This is a genomic window from Bacillus sp. KH172YL63 (assembly GCF_011398925.1).
Classification (GTDB): Bacteria; Bacillota; Bacilli; order Bacillales; family Bacillaceae_B; genus Rossellomorea.
Map to the genome: position 1 here is coordinate 131979 of NZ_AP022842.1, position 23559 is coordinate 155537.

Sequence of the window (23559 nt, forward strand, 5' to 3'; positions counted from 1 at the left end):
TAAATAAAAAACAAAGCAACCATAACAAGGAGGAAATTTAAAATGAGTAAAGAGCAAATCATTGACGCGATTAAAGAAATGTCAGTTCTTGAATTAAATGATCTAGTAAAAGCAATCGAAGAAGAATTCGGAGTAACTGCTGCTGCACCTGTAGCTGTAGCTGCTGGTGGCGCTGACGCTGCTGCAGAAAAAACTGAATTCGACGTTATCCTTGAGAACGCTGGATCTCAAAAAATCAAGGTTATCAAAGTAGTTCGCGAAATCACAGGTCTTGGCCTTAAAGAAGCGAAAGAAATGGTTGATAACACTCCTAAAGCTCTTAAAGAAGGTATTTCTAAAGAGGAAGCTGAAGAACTTAAAGCTAAACTTGAAGAAGTTGGAGCTGGCGTAGAAGTTAAGTAATGATTGTATAGATGAAAAGCTCGCTATATTGGCGAGCTTTTTTCTTGTCTGACTTCTATCAGAACGTAAACAGGTCCTTGTCGGCTTATGTTTTTCATAGAGTGGACAAAAGGTACCAAAAGATGGAGATGATAACATGACCAATCACTATTATTCCCATAACCCGGATGTAGAAAGTAACCCTCAAACCATTGACTTTGAATTAAGGGGGAACGCCTTCAGGTTCACAACGGACCAAGGTGTTTTTTCGAAGAAAGAAGTTGATTTCGGATCGCGCGTGTTGATTGAAGCATTCCAGTGGCCGGAAGCAGAAGGCGCAATATTGGATATTGGCTGCGGGTATGGTCCGATCGGATTGTCTTTGGCCAAAGAGGCTGAAGAACGGACGGTCCATATGATTGATGTGAACGAACGTGCTTTATCCCTTGCGAGAGAGAATGCAAAAATGAATCATGTTCAAAATGTCAGTATCTATCAAAGTGATCGATATGCCAATGTCGTTGAAAAAGAGTTTGCCGCCATATTGACAAACCCGCCGATTCGGGCTGGAAAAGAAACGGTCCATTCGATCCTTGAGCAAAGTTACGACCATCTGAAGGGGTACGGTGAATTGTGGGTCGTTATCCAGAAGAAGCAAGGTGCTCCTTCTGCGATGGAAAAGATGGAAAAATTGTTCTCGAACGTTGAGATCGTCACCCGGAAAAAGGGCTACTACATCTTGAAATCGGTCAAAGAAATCCGTTGACGTAGCATACTTGCTATGATAACATTATAAAATGCAAAAATATTATTTTCCGGTATTATGTCCACATGTATATATGTTGGATAAATTGGAAAAGATTATAAAATAATAGTTCGTCATTTGAAAATGAGGTTTTATCATTAAAACCCTTTTTCTTTTTGTCTTGTGTAGACTTGTATTTCTACCAAAAGGCATATAGACACAACCAAAACGCTTGATTTGAGGGGTGAATCAGTTGACAGGTCAACTAGTTCAGTATGGACGACACCGCCAACGCAGAAGTTTTGCGCGTATCAGTGAAGTTTTAGAATTACCGAATCTAATCGAAATTCAAACTTCCTCGTATCAATGGTTTCTTGATGAGGGGTTAAGAGAAATGTTCCGTGACATTTCTCCGATTGAGGACTTCACTGGTAATCTCTCTTTAGAATTTATTGACTATAGTCTGGGAGAGCCAAAGTACTCGGTGGAAGAATCAAAGGAAAGAGATGTTACTTACTCTGCACCGCTTAGAGTAAAAGTCCGTCTTGTGAACAAGGAAACAGGAGAAGTAAAAGATCAAGACGTATTCATGGGTGACTTCCCATTGATGACAGACACAGGTACGTTTGTTATTAATGGAGCTGAGCGCGTTATCGTATCTCAGTTAGTACGTTCACCAAGTGTGTACTTCAGCGGAAAAGTAGATAAGAACGGAAAGAAAGGGTTTACTGCTACCGTTATACCAAACCGCGGAGCTTGGCTTGAGTATGAAACAGATGCAAAAGATGTTGTATATGTGCGAATTGATCGAACTCGCAAACTACCGGTAACGGTTCTTTTACGTGCCCTTGGGTTTGGCTCTGATCAAGAAATCATCGATTTGATCGGTGACAATGAGTACATTCGTAACACACTCGAGAAAGACAACACGGAAGGTATCGACAAGGCATTGCTCGAAATTTACGAGCGTCTGCGTCCGGGAGAGCCTCCTACAGTAGAAAATGCCAAAAGTTTACTCGTTTCTCGCTTCTTTGATCCAAAGCGTTATGACTTGGCAAACGTTGGACGTTACAAAATGAATAAAAAGCTTCACATTAAGAACCGTTTATTCGGTCAGACTCTTGCAGAGACACTTGCAGATCCGGAAACGGGTGAGATCCTTGCAGAGAAAGGCACGGTTCTTGACCGTCGCGCGCTTGATAAGGTCATCCCTTATCTTGAAAACGGAATTGGTTTCAAGAAATACCAACAATCCGGCGGCGTATTAGATGAAGACGTCGTTCTTCAATCTATCAAAATCTATTCTCCTAACGAAGAGGGAGAATTTGAAATCAACGTAATCAGCAATGCGTATGTTGAGGAAGAGGTTAAGTACATCACGCCTGCAGATATCATTTCTTCTATTTCTTACTTCTTTAACTTGTTACACGGAGTAGGTCTGACAGATGATATCGATCACTTAGGAAACCGTCGTTTACGTTCGGTTGGTGAATTGCTTCAAAACCAATTCCGTATCGGTTTATCACGTATGGAGCGTGTCGTTCGTGAAAGAATGTCCATTCAGGATACAAATACGATCACACCTCAACAACTGATCAACATCCGTCCTGTTATTGCTTCTATTAAAGAGTTCTTTGGAAGCTCTCAATTGTCTCAATTCATGGATCAGACAAATCCTCTTGCAGAGTTAACGCACAAACGTCGTCTTTCTGCTTTAGGACCTGGTGGTTTAACACGTGAACGTGCCGGTTTCGAAGTACGTGACGTCCATTATTCCCACTATGGCCGTATGTGTCCGATTGAAACACCTGAGGGTCCTAACATCGGACTGATCAACTCACTTTCTTCATTTGCGAAAGTGAATAAATTCGGCTTTATCGAAACGCCGTATCGTCGTGTCGATCCTGAAACAGGAAAGGTGACCGATCGCATCGATTACCTGACAGCAGACGAAGAAGACAACTATGTAGTGGCTCAGGCCAACGCCCGTCTTGGAGAAGATGGTGCTTTCCTTGATGAGGAAGTCATCGCCCGTTTCCGTGGTGAGAACACAGTCATCAAGCGTGAACGCCTGGACTACATGGATGTATCTCCTAAGCAGGTCGTTTCAGCTGCGACAGCTTGTATCCCATTCTTAGAGAACGATGACTCCAACCGTGCTCTTATGGGAGCGAACATGCAACGTCAAGCAGTACCGTTGATGAATCCTGAATCACCGATCGTCGGAACAGGTATGGAACACGTATCTGCGAAAGACTCCGGTGCCGCTGTGATTTGTAAACATGAAGGTATTGTGGAAAAAGTTGAAGCGAAACAGGTTTGGGTACGTCGTGTGAAAGAAATCGACGGTCAGGAAGTGAAAGGTGACCTCGATAAATACCGTATGCAAAAATTCATCCGTTCTAATCAGGGTACATGCTACAACCAGCGTCCGATCGTAAGTGAAGGCGACCGTGTAGTCAAAGGTGAAATCCTTGCCGATGGTCCTTCCATGGAAAAAGGAGAACTCGCCCTTGGACGAAACGTTATGGTTGGATTCATGACCTGGGACGGTTACAACTATGAAGATGCGATCATCATGAGTGAGCGTCTTGTAAAAGACGATGTATATACTTCTATTCATATTGAAGAATATGAGTCCGAATCTCGTGATACGAAATTAGGACCGGAAGAAATCACACGTGATATTCCTAACGTTGGTGAAGATGCACTTCGCAATCTTGACGAACGTGGAATCATCCGCATCGGTGCTGAAGTGAAAGACGGCGATTTACTTGTAGGTAAAGTAACGCCGAAAGGTGTAACAGAGCTGACTGCTGAAGAGCGTCTATTGCACGCGATCTTCGGTGAGAAAGCCCGTGAAGTGAGAGACACTTCCCTTCGTGTACCACACGGTGGCGGAGGAATCATCCTTGATGTCAAAGTCTTCAACCGTGAAGACGGCGATGAACTACCACCGGGCGTCAACCAGCTGGTACGTGTATACATCGTTCAGAAACGTAAGATTTCTGAAGGTGATAAAATGGCCGGCCGTCACGGTAACAAGGGTGTTATTTCAAGAATCCTGCCTGAAGAAGACATGCCGTTCTTACCGGATGGCACACCGATCGATATCATGTTGAACCCACTAGGGGTACCATCACGTATGAATATCGGACAGGTGCTTGAGCTTCACTTGGGTATGGCTGCCAGATACCTCGGAATCCATGTTGCTTCACCAGTATTTGATGGAGCGCGTGAGGAAGATGTATGGGCAACAATTGAAGAAGCAGGAATGGCACGCGATGCCAAGACTGTTCTTTACGATGGTAGAACCGGTGAACCGTTTGATAACCGTGTGTCTGTTGGTATCATGTATATGATCAAACTTGCCCACATGGTTGATGACAAGCTTCACGCACGTTCAACTGGTCCTTACTCACTTGTTACGCAACAGCCATTGGGTGGTAAAGCTCAATTCGGTGGACAGCGTTTCGGTGAGATGGAGGTATGGGCACTTGAAGCATATGGTGCTGCTTACACTCTACAAGAAATTCTAACGGTTAAGTCGGATGATGTTGTGGGTCGTGTGAAAACATACGAAGCCATTGTCAAAGGTGAAAACGTTCCTGAACCTGGTGTTCCAGAATCATTCAAGGTTCTGATCAAAGAACTTCAAAGTTTAGGTATGGATGTGAAGATCCTTTCAAGTACCGAAGAGGAAATCGAAATGCGGGACTTGGAAGATGAAGAAGAAGTACAACAAGCTGACACGCTAAATATCTCTGAATCTAATGCAAAAGAATCCGAGACAGTAGGGTCAAAAGAATAAATTTAGAGCAATTAGGGTTAGAGCCTGTAGATTAAAAGGGAGGTAGGCCCCTTGCTAGATGTAAATAATTTTGAGTATATGAAAATTGGTTTAGCTTCCCCCGATAAGATCCGTTCGTGGTCTTTCGGGGAGGTTAAAAAACCCGAAACGATTAACTATCGTACGTTAAAACCAGAAAAGGATGGTCTTTTCTGTGAACGTATCTTCGGTCCTACTAAGGACTGGGAATGTCACTGTGGTAAATACAAGCGTGTCCGTTATAAAGGCGTCGTTTGTGACCGCTGTGGTGTCGAAGTAACAAAGGCTAAAGTCCGCCGTGAGCGTATGGGTCACATCGAACTTGCAGCCCCTGTATCCCACATCTGGTACTTCAAAGGAATCCCAAGCCGTATGGGTCTTGTATTAGACATGTCCCCTCGTGCATTGGAAGAAGTCATTTACTTCGCATCCTATGTTGTAACAGAACCAGGTGACACGGCTCTTGAAAGAAAGCAATTGCTTTCAGAAAAAGAATACCGTGCTTACCGTGAAAAATACGGCGTGAAATTCCAGGCTGCAATGGGAGCAGAAGCGATCAAAAAGCTGCTGCAGGACATTGATTTGGACAAGGAAGCCGATTTCTTGAAAGAAGAACTGAAAACGGCACAAGGTCAACGCCGTACTCGCGCGATCAAGCGTTTGGAAGTGGTGGAATCTTTCAGAAACTCAGGAAATGATCCGGACTGGATGATTCTTGATGTTCTTCCTGTCATTCCTCCAGAGCTTCGCCCGATGGTTCAACTTGACGGTGGACGCTTTGCGACTTCTGACTTGAATGACCTTTATCGTCGTGTAATCAACCGTAACAATCGTCTGAAGCGTCTATTGGATCTTGGTGCTCCTAGCATCATCGTTCAAAATGAGAAGCGTATGCTTCAAGAAGCCGTGGATGCTCTGATTGATAACGGCCGTCGCGGCCGTCCGGTTACAGGTCCTGGTAACCGTCCGTTAAAATCCCTTTCTCATATGCTTAAAGGGAAGCAGGGACGTTTCCGTCAAAACCTTCTTGGTAAACGTGTAGATTACTCAGGCCGTTCTGTTATCGTTGTTGGTCCGAATCTTAAGATGTACCAATGTGGTCTTCCTAAAGAAATGGCACTTGAATTATTCAAACCATTTGTGATGAAAGAGCTCGTTGAAAAAGGTCTGGCACACAACATCAAGAGTGCGAAGCGTAAAATCGAACGCGTACAGCCGGAAGTATGGGATGTATTAGAAGGCGTAATCAAAGAACATCCGGTTCTTTTAAACCGTGCACCTACTCTTCACAGACTTGGTATTCAAGCATTTGAACCGACTCTTGTCGAAGGTAGAGCGATCCGTCTGCATCCACTTGTATGTACTGCATACAATGCCGATTTCGATGGTGACCAAATGGCGGTCCACGTACCTCTATCTTCTGAAGCACAAGCTGAAGCACGTATGCTTATGCTTGCTGCACAGAACATCCTGAATCCGAAAGACGGTAAACCAGTTGTTACACCATCCCAGGATATGGTATTGGGTAACTACTACCTGACACTTGAGCGTGAAAATGCTGTTGGTGAAGGTATGGTATTTACGGATGCAAACGAAGTCATCCTTGCATATCAAAACGGATATGTGCATCTCCACACCCGTATCGCAATCCATGCCAGCACGATTAACAACAAGACGTTCACTGAAAAACAAAACAAACAATTGCTATTAACGACGGTTGGTAAAGTGCTCTTCAATGAAATCTTGCCAGAAACATTCCCGTTCATCAATGAACCGACAAGTACGAACTTGGAAGTTGCGACTCCTGAGAAGTATTTCGTTGATCCGGCGACGGACGTGAAAGAAGTTTTCCAAAACCGTGAGTTGATCAATCCGTTCAAAAAAGGATTCTTAGGTAACATCATCGCTGAAGTATTCAAGAAGTTCGCAATCACTGAAACTTCCCGCATGCTTGATAAGATGAAAGACTTAGGATTCAAATACTCGACTAAAGCAGGTATTACAGTAGGTATCGCAGATATCGTTGTATTAGCTGAAAAAGAAGAGATCTTAATCGAAGCACAAGGTAAAGTGGACAACGTATTAAAGCAATTTAAACGTGGTCTGATCACTGAAGATGAGAGATACGACCGTGTCATCTCAATCTGGAGTGCTGCGAAAGATACAATCCAAGGTAAATTAATGGCGACACTGGATAAACGCAATCCGATCTTCATGATGAGTGACTCAGGTGCCCGTGGTAACGCGTCCAACTTCACTCAGCTTGCCGGTATGCGTGGACTGATGGCCAATCCGGCCGGTCGTATCATTGAGTTACCGATCAAATCAAGTTTCCGTGAAGGTCTGACGGTACTTGAATACTTCATCTCTACACACGGTGCCCGTAAAGGTCTTGCCGATACAGCACTGAAAACGGCTGACTCAGGTTACCTGACACGCCGACTTGTAGATGTGGCACAAGACGTCATCGTCCGTGAAGAAGACTGTGGAACAGACAGAGGCCTGCTTGTAGGCTCTATTAAAGAAGGCACCGAGATCATCGAACCTCTTGAAGAACGTCTGCTTGGCCGTTATTCACGTAAAACGTTGCGTCACCCTGAAACAGATGAAATCATCATTACAGAAAATCAGCTGATCACAGAAGACTTGGCGAAGACGATCATCGATGCTGGTGTTGAACATGTTTCCATCCGTTCTGCATTCACTTGTAACACCCGTCACGGTGTATGTGAAAAATGTTACGGTACGAACTTGGCAACAGGTCAGAAAGTTGAAGTCGGGGAAGCTGTCGGAATCATCGCTGCACAATCCATCGGGGAGCCTGGTACACAGTTAACGATGCGTACGTTCCATACCGGTGGGGTAGCAGGAGACGATATCACGCAAGGTCTACCACGTATCCAGGAGATCTTCGAAGCGCGTAATCCGAAAGGTCAAGCTGTCATTTCTGAAATCGATGGTGTCATTACATCCATCAGTGAAGGAAAAGATCGTCAGTATGAAATTACCGTTCAAGGTGATGTGGAAACGAGAAGTTACACAGCTCCTTACACAGCACGTTTGAAATTTGCTGTGAACGATAAGGTTATCCGCGGTCAGGAAATCACTGAAGGTTCAATCGATCCTAAAGAACTCCTTAAAGTCCGTGATGTATCAGCCGTTCAAGAATACCTGCTGCGCGAAGTACAAAAAGTATACCGCATGCAAGGGGTTGAAATCGGCGATAAGCACGTTGAAGTAATGGTTCGTCAAATGATGCGTAAAGTTCGTGTTATTGATGCAGGTGAATCTGAGGTACTTCCGGGTACGCTTATGGACATCCATCAGTTCCGTGATGCGAATGAAAAAGCATTGTTCAGCGGCAAGCTTCCAGCAACAGGACGTCCTGTACTGCTTGGAATCACTAAAGCTTCACTTGAAACGGATTCCTTCTTGTCAGCAGCATCATTCCAGGAAACAACTCGTGTGTTAACGGACGCTGCAATCAAAGGAAAACGTGATGAGCTTCTAGGATTGAAAGAAAATGTTATCATTGGTAAGCTGGTTCCTGCCGGTACTGGTATGCAACGTTACCGTAAAGCAGAGCCTGTTCTTGCAGAAGATACTAGTGAAGAAACAGTAACAGTAGAGTAATCTATTTAGGCTAACTCTTAGGCTCGTTTGATTGCTCAAACATTGGCGCTAAGAGTTAGCTTTTATAAATCTTTTTAAATCTATGTTGACATAGAGATTTTAAGATGATAATATATTCAAGGTTGCTCCTATTAATAACCTGTTACTTTGGAGGATATGATATGTCTTATGAAAAAGTAGCGCAGGCTAAAGAAATTATTGTAGGAACAAAGCAAGCAGTGAAAGCTCTTAAAACAGGTCATGTACTAGAAGTTGTAATAGCGGAAGATGCTGATCCCAAAGTTACGACAAAGGTAGTTCAGGCCGCGATCGATTTTCATGTGCCGGTTAACAAAGTGGATTCAATGAAGAAGCTTGGTAAATCGTGCGGAATAGATGTTGGAGCAGCAGCTGTTGCGATTATACAGTAAAATAGTTTTTGTAGAAACGATCTACAAAAACTTTACTTTTACCCAAAAAAGAACCACCTGGATGTGTGGGCTTACCAAATAAGAAGGGAGGAAAACAAAATGCCAACTATTAACCAATTAGTTCGCAAGCCTCGTCAGTCTAAATCAACAAAGTCTAAGTCACCAGCTCTTAACAAAGGTTATAACAGCTTTAAGAAGGTGCACACTAACTTGTCTTCTCCACAAAAGCGTGGGGTATGTACTCGTGTTGGTACAATGACTCCAAAGAAACCGAACTCGGCTTTACGTAAATATGCTCGTGTTCGTTTGACTAATGGAATCGAGGTTACTGCTTACATTCCTGGTATCGGGCACAACCTTCAAGAGCACAGTGTTGTTCTTATCCGTGGAGGACGTGTAAAGGATTTACCAGGGGTACGTTATCATATCGTACGTGGTGCGCTTGATACAGCTGGAGTTGACGGCCGTATGCAAGGACGTTCTAAATACGGAACTAAGCGCCCTAAAGCTAAAAAATAATAAAAATACTATAAATTCATTTCTCGTTGAAAGGAGGAAATCACATGCCACGTAAAGGTCCTGTAGCAAAAAGAGACGTTTTACCTGATCCAATGTACAATTCTAAATTAGTTACTCGTTTAATCAACAAAATCATGATTGACGGTAAAAGAGGTAAAGCTCAAAAGAAATTATACGCAGCGTTTGATATCATTAGCGAGCGTTCAGGTAAAGATACAATGGAAGTATTCGATGCAGCTTTAAAAAATATCATGCCGGTATTAGAAGTAAAAGCTCGTCGTGTAGGTGGTTCAAACTATCAAGTACCTGTAGAGGTGCGTCCAGAGCGTCGTACAACATTAGGTCTTCGTTGGTTAGTAAACTACTCTCGTCTTCGCGGTGAGAAGACTATGGAAGAGCGTTTAGCTAACGAAATCCTTGATGCAGCTAACAACACTGGAGCTTCTGTTAAGAAGCGTGAAGATACACACAAGATGGCTGAAGCGAACAAAGCGTTTGCTCACTATCGTTGGTAATCTGACCTTAATCAAACAAATCATTCTTATATAAGGAAGGAGAAAGACCGCATGCCTAGAGAGTTCTCCTTAGAAAACACTCGTAATATCGGTATCATGGCTCACATCGATGCCGGTAAAACAACTGCAACTGAGCGTATCCTATTTTACACTGGACGTATCCATAAAATTGGAGAAACTCACGAAGGTGCTTCTCAAATGGACTGGATGGAGCAAGAGCAAGAGCGTGGAATCACGATCACTTCTGCTGCAACTACAGCCCAATGGAAAGGCCATCGTATCAACATCATCGATACACCAGGACACGTAGACTTCACTGTTGAAGTTGAGCGTTCCCTGCGTGTACTTGATGGAGCAGTAGCAGTTCTTGATGCTCAATCTGGTGTTGAGCCTCAGACTGAAACAGTTTGGCGCCAAGCAACAACTTACGGGGTTCCTCGTGTTGTGTTCGTTAACAAAATGGACAAAATCGGTGCTGACTTCCTTTACTCTGTTGGTACACTTCATGAGCGTCTACAAGCGAATGCACATCCAATTCAGCTTCCTATCGGTGCTGAGGATGACTTCGAAGGTATCATCGACCTAGTAGAAATGAAAGCTTACTTCTACGAAGATGACCTTGGAACACGCGCTGAAGCTCGCGACATTCCTGAAGAGTACAAAGATCAAGCTGAAGAATACCGCGGAAAGCTGATTGAAGCTGTATCTGAACTTGATGAAGAGCTTATGATGAAGTACTTAGAAGGCGAAGAGCTTTCTAACGAAGAAATCAAAGCTGCAATCCGTGCGGCTACACTTACTGTTGAGTTCTACCCGGTAGTATGTGGATCTGCATTCAAAAACAAAGGGGTTCAATTACTAATTGACTCAGTTATTGATTACCTTCCAGCGCCAACTGACGTTGAAGATATCAAAGGTTTTGTTCCTGAAACAGAAGAAGAAGTGACTCGTCCATCATCTGATGACGCACCATTCTCTGCTTTAGCGTTCAAAGTTGCAACTGACCCTTATGTTGGTAAATTAACATTCTTCCGTGTGTACTCTGGTGTTCTTGAGTCAGGTTCATACGTAAGAAACTCTTCTAAAGGTAAACGTGAACGTGTAGGTCGTATCCTGCAAATGCACGCTAACTCCCGTGAAGAGATTTCCCAAGTGTATGCTGGGGATATCGCTGCAGCAGTTGGTCTGAAAGATACTTCAACTGGTGACACACTATGTGATGAAAAGAACCTTGTTATCTTAGAATCAATGGTGTTCCCAGAGCCGGTTATCTCTCTATCTGTTGAGCCTAAATCTAAGGCTGACCAAGATAAAATGACTACTGCTCTACAAAAACTGCAAGAGGAAGATCCAACATTCCGTGCGCATACTGACCAGGAAACTGGACAAGTTATCATCGCAGGTATGGGTGAGCTTCACTTGGATATCATCGTTGACCGTATGAAACGTGAATTCAAAGTAGAAGCTAACGTAGGTGCTCCTCAAGTATCTTACCGTGAGACTTTCCGTGATACGGCTAAAGTTGAAGGTAAGTTCGCTCGTCAATCTGGTGGACGTGGACAATTCGGACACGTTTGGATCGAATTCGCGCCTAACGAAGAAGGTAAAGGATTCGAATTCGAGAACGGTATCGTCGGTGGTGTAGTTCCTCGTGAATACATCCCTGCAGTACAAGCCGGCCTTCAAGATGCTCTTGAAAACGGAGTATTAGCTGGTTTCCCACTAGTTGATGTGAAAGCAAGACTATTCGATGGTTCATACCATGACGTTGACTCCTCTGAGATGGCGTTTAAGATCGCTGCATCTATGGCACTTAAGAATGCTGCTTCTAAATGTAAGCCAGTTATCCTTGAGCCAATGATGAAAGTAGAGGTTGTTATCCCTGAGGAATACCTTGGAGATATCATGGGTGATGTAACTTCCCGTCGTGGTCGCGTAGAAGGTATGGAAGCTCGCGGTAACGCTCAAGTCGTTAAAGCGTTCGTACCACTTTCTGAAATGTTTGGATATGCAACATCCCTTCGTTCTAATACGCAAGGTCGTGGAACATACTCCATGCACTTCGATCACTATGAAGAAGTTCCAAAATCGATTTCTGAAGAAATCATCAAAAAAAATAAAGGTGAATAATTGATTTATTCGCTTTTATAAAGTATAAATAGCTATACTTATTTTCTTTAAAATCAAAGGAGGATTTTCAAATGGGTAAGGAAAAATTTGATCGTTCCAAGCAACATGCGAATATCGGTACAATCGGTCACGTTGACCATGGTAAAACAACTCTAACAGCTGCAATCACAACTACACTTCACAAGAAGTATGGTCGTGGAACTGCAATGGCTTATGACCAAATCGACGGTGCTCCAGAAGAAAGAGAGCGTGGAATCACAATCTCTACTGCGCACGTTGAGTACGAAACTGATACTCGTCACTACGCACACGTTGACTGCCCAGGACATGCTGACTATGTTAAAAACATGATCACTGGTGCAGCACAAATGGATGGTGGGATCCTAGTAGTATCTGCTGCTGACGGCCCAATGCCACAAACTCGTGAGCACATCCTTCTTTCTCGTCAAGTAGGTGTACCTTACCTTGTTGTATTCATGAACAAGTGTGACATGGTAGACGACGAAGAGCTTCTTGAATTAGTAGAAATGGAAGTTCGTGACCTTCTTTCTGAGTACGATTTCCCTGGCGATGACGTACCAGTAATCAAAGGTTCTGCTCTTAAAGCTCTTGAAGGAGATGCTGAGTGGGAAGCGAAAATCTTCGAACTTATGGAAGCTGTAGATAGCTACATCCCAACTCCAGAGCGTGACACTGACAAGCCATTCATGATGCCTGTTGAGGACGTATTCTCAATCACAGGTCGTGGAACAGTTGCTACAGGTCGTGTTGAACGTGGACAAGTTAAAGTTGGAGACACTATCGACATCATCGGTCTTTCTGAAGAGCCTAAATCTACAACTGTAACAGGTGTAGAAATGTTCCGTAAGCTTCTTGACTATGCTGAAGCTGGAGACAACATCGGTGCACTACTTCGTGGTGTAGCTCGTGAAGATATCCAACGTGGACAAGTACTTGCTAAGCCAGGTACAATCACTCCACACACTAAGTTCAAAGCAGAAGTTTATGTTCTTTCTAAAGAAGAAGGTGGACGTCACACTCCATTCTTCACTAACTACCGCCCACAGTTCTACTTCCGTACAACTGACGTAACTGGTATCTGTAACCTTCCTGAAGGTGTAGAAATGGTTATGCCTGGCGATAACATCGAAATGACTGTTGAGCTTATCGCTCCAATCGCTATCGAAGAAGGTACTAAGTTCTCTATCCGTGAGGGTGGACGTACTGTAGGTGCTGGAGTAGTAGCTACAATCACTGAGTAATCATTGATGATAAAAACAGATGGACCTTGTGTCCATCTGTTTTTTTTTGTGCAATTTTCTATAGGCGATGCGACTGAGAGAAAATGAAATATAACTAAATACTTAATACGGAATCGGATTCCTACACCGCTGTTGATCTCCGTGGAAGACTCCGCTTTCCTCGGGCGGAAGGCGAGCCTCCTCGTCGCTACGCTCCTGCGGGGTCTCACCTATTCCGCTTTTCCCGCAGGAGTCTCCGTCTTCCACTCCGATCAACAGCTGGGGACTGCTAGAATTCCCTTGTGTGTCCCTGGTTATATTTCAAAAACTTTTGTCGGATTCAATATAGAGAATAGAGACTTGAACAAAAGATCGTACATGATCCAGATTGAAATACTGAGTAATCACTGATGATAATAACAGGTGGACCTCGTGTTCATCTGTTATTTTTTGTGTGCAATTATATATGGGCAATGCGACTGAGGGAAAATGAAATATATCTACATGCTTAATACGGAATCAGATTTCTACACCGCTGTTGATCTCCGTGGAAGACTCCGCTTTCCTCGGGCGGAAGGCGAGCCTCCTCGTCGCTATGCTCCTGCGGGTTCTCACCTATTCCGCTTTTCCCGCAGGAGTCTCCGTCTTCCACGGAGATCAACAGCTGGAGACTGCCAGAATTTCATTATGTGCCCTGAATATATGTCAAAAAGATTTATCACTTTCTATATTGATCAGAGAACCTTGAATGTAAGTTCGTGCAATTTAAGGGTTATAATCTCTTACTCCAATTTCAAATTGGTTAGTGAGTATGAACGAACCTACAACTCACAAAAGTGTAGAGGTTTTCGACTTTCTTCTATATAAAGGGATTCATTATACATTAAGAAAATATTAAAGAAGTTAATGACTACATTCATGCTTTCGGCGCTGATATACAATTAATACAAGTACTCTCCATACAACAACGATTTAAAAACCCCATTGTTGATTGTAACGGAAGGCAGCTCGACTCCTGCGGGAAACGTGGGACAGGTGAGACCCCGCAGGCAAAGCCGAGGAGGCTCACCGCCCACCCCGCGGAAAGCGAGCTGCCTGCAGTGGAAATCAACATGCAGTTACTCATCAAAAGATAAGTCTCACTTAACGCGGAATCCCAATCCTTTATATTCAGATTCGTTATATTAAATATTGTGAAAATAACGCATCACCTTGAAAATATCCTCCTTCATTTGTATAATAGAGAAAGTGTGCAAAACATAAAGAAATTGCAAGAAACCCTTGCATCTTCTAGGTGTTTTAGTTATAATAGACAATGTTGGTCTTTGACTGCGATGAAACAGAAGGTTGCTGACACACACGGCCGCTTTGCCATGGCGAGTGTGTGGGAAATTTCTGTGGAGAATGTCTATTCAAAAATAGGCGATAAAGGAGGGAAAATAATGGCAAAACAAAAGATTCGTATCCGTTTAAAGGCTTATGATCACAGAATACTTGATCAATCAGCTGAGAAAATTGTTGAAACAGCAAAACGTTCTGGTGCGGCGGTTTCTGGACCGATCCCACTTCCAACAGAAAAGTCTGTTTACACAATCTTACGTGCTGTGCACAAATACAAAGATTCTCGTGAGCAATTCGAAATGCGTACTCACAAACGCTTAATCGACATTGTAAACCCAACACCACAAACAGTTGATGCGCTTATGCGTTTAGACTTACCATCTGGTGTAGATATCGAAATCAAACTTTAATTCATAAAAACCATAATTATTAGGAGGTGTGACTTATGACCAAAGGAATCTTAGGAAGAAAGATTGGTATGACTCAAGTTTTCGCTGAAAACGGTGATCTTATCCCTGTAACTGTTATCGAAGCTGCTCAAAACGTAGTACTTCAAAAGAAAACTGCTGATGTTGATGGCTACGAAGCTATCCAAGTAGGTTTTGAAGACAAACGTGAAAAGCTTTCTAACAAACCAGAGAGAGGCCACGTTGCTAAAGCAGAAACTGCTCCTAAGCGCTTCATCCGTGAAATCCGCGGTGTAAACGTAGAAGAGTACGAAGTTGGTCAAGAAGTCAAAGTTGATATTTTCGCAGCAGGCGAAATCGTAGATGTAACAGGAGTTTCAAAAGGTAAAGGTTTCCAAGGTGCTATCAAGCGTCACAACCAATCTCGCGGACCAATGTCTCACGGTTCTCGTTACCACCGTCGTCCTGGTTCAATGGGTCCTGTTGATCCAAACCGTGTATTCAAAGGTAAATTACTACCTGGACGTATGGGCGGAGAGCAAATTACAATTCAAAACCTTGAAATTGTAAAAGTTGATGCTGAACGTAACCTTATCTTAGTTAAAGGTAATGTACCTGGACCTAAGAAACAACTGATCAAAGTAAAATCAGCTGTAAAAGCAAACTAATAGAACTTTCTAAGAAAGGAGGAAACAAGAATGCCGAAAGTAGCATTATTTAACCAAAGCGGTTCTAAAGTTGGTGATATCGAACTTAAAGACACTGTATTTGGTATCGAACCAAACAAACATGTATTGTTTGAAGCAGTATTGATGCAAAGAGCTTCTTTACGTCAAGGGAATCACAAAGTAAAAAATCGTTCTGAAGTACGTGGCGGTGGGCGTAAGCCTTGGCGTCAAAAAGGAACAGGTCGTGCTCGTCAGGGGTCAATCCGTTCTCCACAATGGCGCGGCGGTGGTACCGTATTCGGACCAGTTCCACGCAGCTACAGCTACAAACTTCCTAAGAAAGTTCGTCGCTTAGCGATCAAATCTGCACTTTCTTCTAAAGTAGTAGAAGAAAACATCTTAGTTTTAGAAGCATTGTCATTCGACGCTCCTAAAACAAAAGAATTTGCTAACGTTCTTAAAGGTCTTTCAGTTAACGCTAAAACATTAGTGGTTACTGACGGTCTTGATGAAAATGTAGCACTTTCAGCTCGTAACATCCCTGGAGTAACTGTTGTTTCCGCTGAAGGAATTAGCGTTCTGGACGTACTAGGACACGACAAACTAGTGATGACTAAATCAGCTGTTGAAAAAGTAGAGGAGGTGCTCGCATAATGGATGTACGTGAAATCATTAAGCGCCCCGTAATTACAGAGGCTTCAACTGATCTTATGTCTGAGAAAAAGTATACTTTCGAAGTTGATACTAGAGCCAACAAGACTCAAGTAAAAGACGCCGTTCAAGAAATCTTTGACGTGAAAGTAGAAAAAGTAAACATCATGAACTACAAAGGTAAGTTCAAGCGTATGGGTAAACACGCTGGTTACACTAACAAGCGTCGTAAAGCTATCGTGAAACTTACTGCTGACAGTAAAGAAATCGAATTCTTTGAAGTATAAAATTCTTTAATTAAGAAGAGGAGGGAAAAACATGGCGATTAAAAAGTACAAACCTACCTCTAATGGTCGTCGCGGAATGACTAGTTCTGATTTCGCTGAAATCACAACGGATTCTCCGGAAAAGTCACTTTTAGCACCCCTACACAAAAAGGGTGGCCGTAACAACCAAGGTAAGTTAACAGTTCGTCATCAAGGTGGCGGTCACAAACGCCAATACCGTATCATCGATTTCAAACGTGAAAAAGATGGTATACCTGGACGCGTTGCTACGATCGAATATGATCCAAACCGCTCAGCAAACATTGCACTAATCAACTACGTTGACGGGGAAAAACGTTACATCCTAGCACCTAAAACACTTGTTGTAGGTATGGAAGTAATGTCTGGACCTGAAGCAGATATTAAAGTAGGTAATGCATTACCACTTATCAACATCCCAGTTGGTACAATCGTACACAACATTGAACTTAAACCAGGTAAGGGTGGCCAGTTAGTTCGTTCTGCTGGAACATCTGCTCAAGTTCTTGGTAAAGAAGGTAAATATGTTCTTGTTCGTTTGAACTCTGGTGAAACTCGTATGATCCTTTCTGCTTGCCGCGCTACAGTAGGTCAAGTTGGAAACGAACAACACGAACTTATCAACATTGGTAAAGCTGGACGTTCTCGCTGGTTAGGCAAGCGCCCAACAGTTCGTGGTTCTGTAATGAACCCTAACGATCACCCACACGGTGGTGGTGAAGGACGCGCTCCAATCGGACGTAAATCACCAATGTCTCCATGGGGTAAACCTACTCTTGGATACAAGACACGTAAGAAAAACAACAAATCTGATAAATTTATTGTGCGTCGTCGCAAAAAATAACGGGATTGTGCTACGGTTCCTCAAAAGAGCCGTAGGTCAATCACGAAGGGAGGTTCAAACATGGGTCGTAGCTTAAAAAAAGGACCTTTTGTTGATGATCATTTAATGAATAAGATCGAGAAATTGAACGAAACTGAAGGCAAGCAAGTTGTTAAAACTTGGTCTCGTCGCTCAACGATCTTCCCAACATTCATCGGTCACACGATCGCAGTTTACGATGGTCGTAAACATGTACCAGTATACGTCACTGAAGACATGGTAGGTCACAAGCTTGGTGAATTCGCACCATCTCGTACTTACAAAGGTCACGCAAGTGATGATAAGAAAACAAGACGCTAATTGAGAGGAGGGTATCCTAATGCAAGCAAAAGCTGTTGCAAGAACAGTACGTATTGCTCCTCGTAAAGTACGTTTAGTCGTTGATCTAATCCGAGGTAAGCAAGTTGGAGAAGCGGTTGCTATCTTAAAGCACACACCTAAAGCTGCTTCACCAGTAATCGAAAAAGTACTTAAGTCCGCTATTGCGAACGCAGAGCATAACTATGATATGGATATTAATAGCCTAGTGGTAACTGAGGCTTATGTAAATGAAGGACCAACACTTAAACGTTTCCGTCCTCGTGCGATGGGACGTGCAAGTCAAATCAACAAACGTACAAGTCACATTACACTTGTCGTATCAGAAAAGAAGGAGGGATAAGCTGTGGGTCAAAAAGTACATCCGGTCGGACTTCGTGTCGGTATAATCCGTGATTGGGAATCTAAATGGTACGCAGATAAAGATTACGCTAATCTATTACACGAAGACATTAAAGTACGTGAATATATTGCAAAACGTTTAGTAGACGCATCTGTTTCTAAAGTAGAAATCGAACGCGCTGCAAATCGTATTAACATTACTGTTCATACAGCTAAGCCTGGTATGGTTATCGGTAAAGGTGGTACTGAAGTTGAAGCACTTCGTAAAGCATTAAACGAACTTACTTCAAAACGTGTACACATCAACATCGTTGAAATCAAAAGAGCTGACGTTGATGCTAAACTAGTAGCTGAAAACATTGCTCGCCAATTAGAAAATCGTGTTTCATTCCGTCGTGCTCAAAAGCAAACGATCCAACGTGCTATGCGTGCTGGAGCGAAAGGGATCAAAACACAAGTATCTGGTCGCTTAGGCGGAGCAGATATCGCTCGTGCTGAACATTACAGTGAAGGTACTGTTCCACTTCATACACTACGCGCTGACATCGACTATGCTCATGCAGAAGCTGACACAACTTATGGTAAGCTTGGCGTTAAAGTATGGATCTATCGTGGAGAAGTTCTTCCTACAAGAAAGAAATCTGAGGAAGGAGGCAACTAATTATGTTATTACCTAAACGCGTTAAACATCGTCGCGAACACCGTGGAAAAATGCGTGGACGTGCTAAAGGCGGTCAAGAAGTAGCGTTCGGTGAATACGGTTTACAAGCAGTTGAAGCTTCTTGGATCACAAACCGTCAAATCGAATCAGCTCGTATCGCTATGACTCGTTACATGAAACGTGGCGGTAAAGTATGGATTAAAATCTTCCCTCATAAACCTTACACTGCGAAACCTCTAGAAGTACGTATGGGTTCCGGTAAAGGTGCTCCAGAAGGTTGGGTAGCTGTAGTTAAGCCTGGAAAAATCATGTTTGAAATCGCTGGTGTTTCTGAAGAGGTAGCTCGTGAAGCACTTCGCCTAGCATCACATAAACTTCCAATCAAAACGAAGTTTGTAAAACGTGAGGAAATTGGTGGTGAATCAAATGAAAACTAATGAAATTCGTGACCTAACCACTGCTGAAATTGAACAAAAAGTAAAGACTCTTAAAGAAGAGTTATTTAACCTTCGCTTCCAACTTGCGACTGGACAATTAGAAAATACAGCTCGCATCCGTGAAGTCCGCAAAGGGATCGCTCGTATGAAAACTGTAATCCGTGAAAGAGAGATCGGGGTTAACAATCGATAAATGAGAGGAGGTTTGCTTAAATGAGTGACCGCAACCAACGTAAGGTATACACTGGCCGTGTTGTTTCCGACAAAATGGATAAAACAGTAACGGTTATGGTAGAAACTTATAAAAAGCATTCTCTATACGGCAAGCGCGTTAAGTACTCTAAGAAGTTTAAAACTCATGATGAGAACAACGAAGCAAAAGTAGGCGATATCGTACGTATCATGGAGACTCGTCCACTATCTGCTACAAAACGTTTCCGTTTAGTAGAAGTTGTTGAAAAAGCAGTTATTATCTAATATATTTGTTCGGATATTTTAAATTCCGAAGGGAGGTTACCTACATGATTCAACAAGAATCACGTTTAAAAGTTGCTGACAACTCTGGTGCTCGTGAAGTATTAACTATCAAAGTGCTTGGTGGATCTGGACGCAAGACAGCTAACATCGGTGATGTTATCGTGTGTACAGTAAAACAAGCAACACCAGGTGGCGTTGTTAAAAAAGGTGACGTAGTTAGAGCGGTTGTAGTACGTACGAAGTCAGGTGTACGTCGTCAAGACGGTACTTACATTAAGTTCGACGAGAACGCTTGTGTAATTATCCGTGACGATAAGGGACCACGTGGAACTCGTATCTTCGGACCTGTTGCTCGTGAATTACGTGACAGCAACTTTATGAAAATTGTATCTTTAGCTCCAGAAGTTCTTTAATAGATATCAGCATTGGGCCATTCAAGGAGGTGCGATGAAATGCATGTAAAAAAAGGCGATAAAGTAATGGTCATTACAGGGAAAGACAAAGGCAAAACAGGTGTTGTTCTTGCTTCATTCCCGAAAAAAGACCGAGTGCTAGTTGAAGGAATCAACGTTGTGAAAAAACACGCTAAGCCTTCACAGATGAACCCGCAAGGCGGAATCATCAGCCAAGAAGCATCTATCCATGTATCAAATGTTATGCTTCTAGATCCGAAATCTAACGAGCCAACTCGTGTAGGTTACAAGACAGAAGACGGCAAAAAAGTACGTGTAGCTAAAAAATCAGGTGAAGTTCTAGATAAATAGTACGATTAAGAAGGGAGGTATTCTGGATGAACCGCCTAAAAGAAAGATTTCAAAACGAAATCAGTCCATCTCTAGCAAGTAAATTTAATTACAAGTCAGTAATGGAGGTACCTAAAGTTGATAAGATCGTTGTCAACATGGGTATCGGTGATGCTGTCCAAAACTCAAAAGCTCTAGATGTAGCTGTTGATGAATTAACTCAAATCACTGGTCAAAAACCAGTTATCACAAAAGCGAAAAAATCTATCGCAGGCTTCCGTCTTCGTGAAGGTATGCCTATCGGTGCAAAAGTTACTCTTCGTGGAGAGCGTATGTACCAATTCTTAGATAAATTAATTTCTGTTTCACTTCCACGTGTACGTGACTTCCGCGGTGTTTCTAAAAAAGCATTCGACGGTCGCGGTAACTACACATTAGGAGTAAAAGAGCAATTGATTTTCCCTGAGATTGATTATGATAAAGTGTCTAAAGCACGTGGTATGGATATCGTAATCGTTACTACTGCAAACACAGACGAAGAAGCTCGTGAATTATTGACACAAATCGGAATGCCATTCCAAAAGTAATCGCTATATAAGGGAGGCGAAAATGTGGCTAAAAAATCTATGATTGCGAAACAAAAACGCGCGCCAAAGCATAATGTTCAAGCGTACACTCGTTGCGAACGTTGCGGACGTCCTCATTCAGTAATCCGTAAATTCAAGCTTTGCCGTATTTGTTTCCGTGAACTTGCATACAAGGGTCAGATTCCTGGCGTTAAGAAAGCTAGTTGGTAATACCCCATATTGGGAAGGAGGTAAATTATTATGACAATGACAGATCCAATTGCAGATTTGCTAACTCGCATCCGTAATGCGAACATGGTTCGTCACGAAAGATTAGAAGTTCCTGCTTCTAACATCAAGAAAGAAATCGCTGAAATCCTCAAACGTGAAGGTTTCGTACGTGACGTTGAATATGTAGAAGATAACAAGCAAGGTGTTATCCGCATTTTCTTAAAATATGGAGCAAACAACGAACGTGTAATTACTGGATTAAAACGTATCTCTAAACCTGGTTTACGTGTATACGCAAAATCTACAGAAGTACCAAGAGTACTAAACGGTCTTGGGATCGCTCTAGTTTCTACATCTACAGGTGTATTAACTGACAAAGAAGCTCGCGCTCAACAAGTAGGCGGAGAAGTACTAGCTTACGTTTGGTAATATTTTTTATATGAATGGAGGTGCAACAGGATGTCACGTGTAGGAAAACTACCAGTAGAAATTCCATCTGACGTTACTCTAACAGTAGGTGAAGATAACACAGTTACTGTAAAAGGACCTAAAGGGGAACTTTCTCGTACATTCAATTCTGATATTAAAGTAGAATTAGAAGGAAATGTAGCAACAGTTACTCGTCCTTCTGATGCAAAAGAACACCGCGCGTTACACGGTACAACTCGTGCCCTAATCGCGAACATGGTTGAAGGTGTATCTAAAGGATTCCAAAGAAATCTTGAGCTTGTCGGTGTAGGTTACCGTGCTCAAAAACAAGGTACGAAGCTTGTACTTAACGTTGGTTACTCTCACCCAGTTGAGATCGAGCCAGAAGCAGGTATCGAGATCGAAGTACCAGCAAACACAAAGATATCTATCAAAGGTATCGACAAAGAACGTGTTGGCGCATTAGCTGCTAACATTCGTGCTGTACGCTCTCCTGAGCCTTACAAAGGAAAAGGTATTCGCTACGAAGGTGAATATGTTCGTCGTAAAGAAGGTAAAACAGGTAAATAATGCCGCGTAGGCAACAGAAAGGAGTGACCGTAGGTGATTACTAAGCCAGATAAGAACAAAACACGTAAGAAGAGACATGCCCGTGTCCGTTCAAAAATTACTGGAACTGAATCTCGTCCACGTTTGAACGTTTTCCGTTCTAACAAAAATATCTACGCTCAACTTATCGATGATATGAACGGTGTTACTCTAGTGAGTGCATCTTCACAAGATAAAGAATTCAACCTTGATTCAAATACAAACGTTGATGCAGCAGCTAAAGTTGGAGAACTTGTTGCAAAACGTGCAGTAGAAAAAGGATTGAAATCCGTAGTATTTGACCGTGGTGGATATCTATATCATGGCCGTATCAAAGCTCTTGCTGAAGCAGCTCGTGAAAACGGCTTAGAATTTTAATAAAAAAAGGAGGGACAATCCAGATGCGTCGTATTGATCCAAGCAAACTAGAATTTGAAGAACGCGTAGTTACAATCAATCGTGTTGCGAAAGTTGTCAAAGGTGGACGTCGTTTCCGTTTCGCTGCTCTTGTAGTAGTTGGCGACAAAAACGGTCACGTTGGCTTCGGAACTGGTAAAGCTCAAGAAGTACCTGATGCAATCCGTAAAGCGATTGAAGATGCGAAGAAAAATCTAATTGAAGTTCCTATGGTTGAAGGTACTACACCTCACCTAGTAACTGGACGATTTGGTGCTGGTCAAATTCTGATCAAACCTGCTTCTGCGGGTACAGGAATTATCGCCGGTGGACCTGTTCGTGCCGTACTTGAATTAGCTGGTGTTCAAGACATCCTATCTAAATCATTAGGATCTAACACTCCAATTAACATGGTTCGCGCTACAATCGAAGGTTTAAAACAATTAAAGCGTGCTGAAGACGTAGCGAAACTACGTGGTAAATCAGTAGAAGAGATCTTAGGTTAAGGGAGGGATAACGATGGCTAACAAACTAGAAATTACCCTCACTCGCAGCATCATTGGCCGTCCTCAAGATCAACGTAAAACGGTTGAAGCTTTAGGACTTCGCAAAATGCACCAAACAGTTGAGCAACAAGATAATGCTGCAATCCGCGGTATGATCAACAAAGTTTCTCACCTTGTTACAGTAACTGAAAAATAATTTATAACGCT

The 23559-nt window shown here is 42.7% G+C and carries 29 protein-coding genes; all 29 read left to right on the top strand.

What is annotated here, in order from left to right:
* Positions 1-42 precede the first annotated feature (42 nt).
* The 29 genes from rplL to rpmD all read left to right on the top strand — a co-directional run bounded on the left by rplL (position 43) and on the right by rpmD (position 23548).
* Positions 43-402 (top strand): 50S ribosomal protein L7/L12, encoded by a 360-nt coding sequence (gene rplL / locus KH172YL63_RS00690; protein ID WP_173104349.1) that lies wholly within the window; start codon positions 43-45, stop codon positions 400-402.
* Positions 403-538: 136 nt separating this feature from the next.
* The gene (locus KH172YL63_RS00695; RefSeq protein WP_173104350.1) at positions 539-1147 is read left to right on the top strand and encodes a class I SAM-dependent methyltransferase; all 609 of its coding nucleotides are present in this window, start codon (positions 539-541) and stop codon (positions 1145-1147) included.
* Between the two features lie 232 nt (positions 1148-1379).
* A complete protein-coding gene (gene rpoB, locus KH172YL63_RS00700) occupies positions 1380-4937 on the top strand; it encodes a DNA-directed RNA polymerase subunit beta (RefSeq protein WP_173104351.1) in 3558 nt (1185 codons plus the stop codon).
* 51 nt (positions 4938-4988) lie between these two features.
* Positions 4989-8588 carry a DNA-directed RNA polymerase subunit beta' gene (rpoC, locus tag KH172YL63_RS00705; protein WP_173104352.1) on the top strand — a complete coding sequence of 1200 codons (3600 nt, stop codon included), beginning with the start codon at positions 4989-4991 and terminating at the stop codon, positions 8586-8588.
* A 161-nt stretch (positions 8589-8749) separates the two neighbouring features.
* Positions 8750-8998: a 50S ribosomal protein L7ae-like protein gene (locus tag KH172YL63_RS00710; RefSeq protein ID WP_173104353.1), complete on the top strand. Its 249-nt coding sequence runs from the start codon at positions 8750-8752 to the stop codon at positions 8996-8998.
* Positions 8999-9097: 99 nt separating this feature from the next.
* On the top strand, positions 9098-9517 hold the full coding sequence (gene rpsL, locus KH172YL63_RS00715) for a 30S ribosomal protein S12 (RefSeq protein WP_048007604.1): 420 nt from the start codon (positions 9098-9100) through the stop codon (positions 9515-9517).
* Positions 9518-9561: 44 nt separating this feature from the next.
* Positions 9562-10032, top strand: coding sequence for a 30S ribosomal protein S7 (gene rpsG / locus KH172YL63_RS00720; RefSeq protein ID WP_173104354.1), 471 nt, complete (start codon positions 9562-9564; stop codon positions 10030-10032).
* Positions 10033-10083: 51 nt separating this feature from the next.
* Positions 10084-12162, top strand: a complete 2079-nt coding sequence (gene fusA / locus KH172YL63_RS00725; protein ID WP_173104355.1) for an elongation factor G — start codon at positions 10084-10086, stop codon at positions 12160-12162.
* A gap of 71 nt (positions 12163-12233) precedes the next feature.
* Complete coding sequence (tuf, locus tag KH172YL63_RS00730) at positions 12234-13424, top strand: elongation factor Tu (RefSeq protein WP_034765989.1); 1191 nt, start codon at positions 12234-12236, stop codon at positions 13422-13424.
* 1421 nt (positions 13425-14845) lie between these two features.
* A complete protein-coding gene (rpsJ, locus tag KH172YL63_RS00735; RefSeq protein WP_007085291.1) occupies positions 14846-15154 on the top strand; it encodes a 30S ribosomal protein S10 in 309 nt (102 codons plus the stop codon).
* A 35-nt stretch (positions 15155-15189) separates the two neighbouring features.
* Positions 15190-15819, top strand: coding sequence for a 50S ribosomal protein L3 (gene rplC / locus KH172YL63_RS00740; RefSeq protein ID WP_173104356.1), 630 nt, complete (start codon positions 15190-15192; stop codon positions 15817-15819).
* A 30-nt stretch (positions 15820-15849) separates the two neighbouring features.
* A complete protein-coding gene (gene rplD, locus KH172YL63_RS00745; RefSeq protein WP_173104357.1) occupies positions 15850-16473 on the top strand; it encodes a 50S ribosomal protein L4 in 624 nt (207 codons plus the stop codon).
* Positions 16473-16757 carry a 50S ribosomal protein L23 gene (gene rplW, locus KH172YL63_RS00750; RefSeq protein ID WP_098353388.1) on the top strand — a complete coding sequence of 95 codons (285 nt, stop codon included), beginning with the start codon at positions 16473-16475 and terminating at the stop codon, positions 16755-16757. The genes rplD and rplW overlap by 1 nt, the downstream gene beginning before the upstream one ends.
* A 31-nt stretch (positions 16758-16788) precedes the next feature.
* Entirely contained in the window at positions 16789-17619 is an 831-nt protein-coding gene (gene rplB, locus KH172YL63_RS00755) for a 50S ribosomal protein L2 (RefSeq protein WP_173104358.1), read from the top strand.
* A 60-nt stretch (positions 17620-17679) separates the two neighbouring features.
* Complete coding sequence (rpsS, locus tag KH172YL63_RS00760) at positions 17680-17958, top strand: 30S ribosomal protein S19 (RefSeq protein ID WP_173104359.1); 279 nt, start codon at positions 17680-17682, stop codon at positions 17956-17958.
* A gap of 19 nt (positions 17959-17977) precedes the next feature.
* On the top strand, positions 17978-18319 hold the full coding sequence (gene rplV, locus KH172YL63_RS00765) for a 50S ribosomal protein L22 (protein WP_173104360.1): 342 nt from the start codon (positions 17978-17980) through the stop codon (positions 18317-18319).
* A gap of 3 nt (positions 18320-18322) precedes the next feature.
* On the top strand, positions 18323-18979 hold the full coding sequence (gene rpsC / locus KH172YL63_RS00770) for a 30S ribosomal protein S3 (RefSeq protein WP_173104361.1): 657 nt from the start codon (positions 18323-18325) through the stop codon (positions 18977-18979).
* A gap of 2 nt (positions 18980-18981) precedes the next feature.
* Positions 18982-19416: a 50S ribosomal protein L16 gene (rplP, locus tag KH172YL63_RS00775; protein WP_034765971.1), complete on the top strand. Its 435-nt coding sequence runs from the start codon at positions 18982-18984 to the stop codon at positions 19414-19416.
* The gene (gene rpmC / locus KH172YL63_RS00780; protein WP_032085278.1) at positions 19406-19609 is read left to right on the top strand and encodes a 50S ribosomal protein L29; all 204 of its coding nucleotides are present in this window, start codon (positions 19406-19408) and stop codon (positions 19607-19609) included. The genes rplP and rpmC overlap by 11 nt, the downstream gene beginning before the upstream one ends.
* A 20-nt stretch (positions 19610-19629) precedes the next feature.
* Complete coding sequence (gene rpsQ / locus KH172YL63_RS00785; protein WP_032085279.1) at positions 19630-19893, top strand: 30S ribosomal protein S17; 264 nt, start codon at positions 19630-19632, stop codon at positions 19891-19893.
* 44 nt (positions 19894-19937) lie between these two features.
* Positions 19938-20306 carry a 50S ribosomal protein L14 gene (gene rplN, locus KH172YL63_RS00790; protein WP_060674112.1) on the top strand — a complete coding sequence of 123 codons (369 nt, stop codon included), beginning with the start codon at positions 19938-19940 and terminating at the stop codon, positions 20304-20306.
* A gap of 39 nt (positions 20307-20345) precedes the next feature.
* Positions 20346-20657 carry a 50S ribosomal protein L24 gene (rplX, locus tag KH172YL63_RS00795; protein ID WP_034765969.1) on the top strand — a complete coding sequence of 104 codons (312 nt, stop codon included), beginning with the start codon at positions 20346-20348 and terminating at the stop codon, positions 20655-20657.
* 26 nt (positions 20658-20683) lie between these two features.
* Positions 20684-21223 carry a 50S ribosomal protein L5 gene (rplE, locus tag KH172YL63_RS00800; RefSeq protein WP_173104362.1) on the top strand — a complete coding sequence of 180 codons (540 nt, stop codon included), beginning with the start codon at positions 20684-20686 and terminating at the stop codon, positions 21221-21223.
* A 24-nt stretch (positions 21224-21247) separates the two neighbouring features.
* Positions 21248-21433 carry a type Z 30S ribosomal protein S14 gene (locus KH172YL63_RS00805; protein WP_044340528.1) on the top strand — a complete coding sequence of 62 codons (186 nt, stop codon included), beginning with the start codon at positions 21248-21250 and terminating at the stop codon, positions 21431-21433.
* A 30-nt stretch (positions 21434-21463) separates the two neighbouring features.
* Positions 21464-21862 (top strand): 30S ribosomal protein S8, encoded by a 399-nt coding sequence (gene rpsH, locus KH172YL63_RS00810; protein ID WP_060674108.1) that lies wholly within the window; start codon positions 21464-21466, stop codon positions 21860-21862.
* Positions 21863-21892: 30 nt separating this feature from the next.
* On the top strand, positions 21893-22432 hold the full coding sequence (gene rplF, locus KH172YL63_RS00815) for a 50S ribosomal protein L6 (RefSeq protein ID WP_173104363.1): 540 nt from the start codon (positions 21893-21895) through the stop codon (positions 22430-22432).
* A gap of 33 nt (positions 22433-22465) precedes the next feature.
* The gene (gene rplR / locus KH172YL63_RS00820) at positions 22466-22828 is read left to right on the top strand and encodes a 50S ribosomal protein L18 (protein WP_173104364.1); all 363 of its coding nucleotides are present in this window, start codon (positions 22466-22468) and stop codon (positions 22826-22828) included.
* Positions 22829-22851: 23 nt separating this feature from the next.
* Entirely contained in the window at positions 22852-23352 is a 501-nt protein-coding gene (rpsE, locus tag KH172YL63_RS00825; RefSeq protein ID WP_044340531.1) for a 30S ribosomal protein S5, read from the top strand.
* Between the two features lie 13 nt (positions 23353-23365).
* Positions 23366-23548: a 50S ribosomal protein L30 gene (gene rpmD / locus KH172YL63_RS00830; protein ID WP_048007623.1), complete on the top strand. Its 183-nt coding sequence runs from the start codon at positions 23366-23368 to the stop codon at positions 23546-23548.
* Positions 23549-23559: the final 11 nt, after the last annotated feature.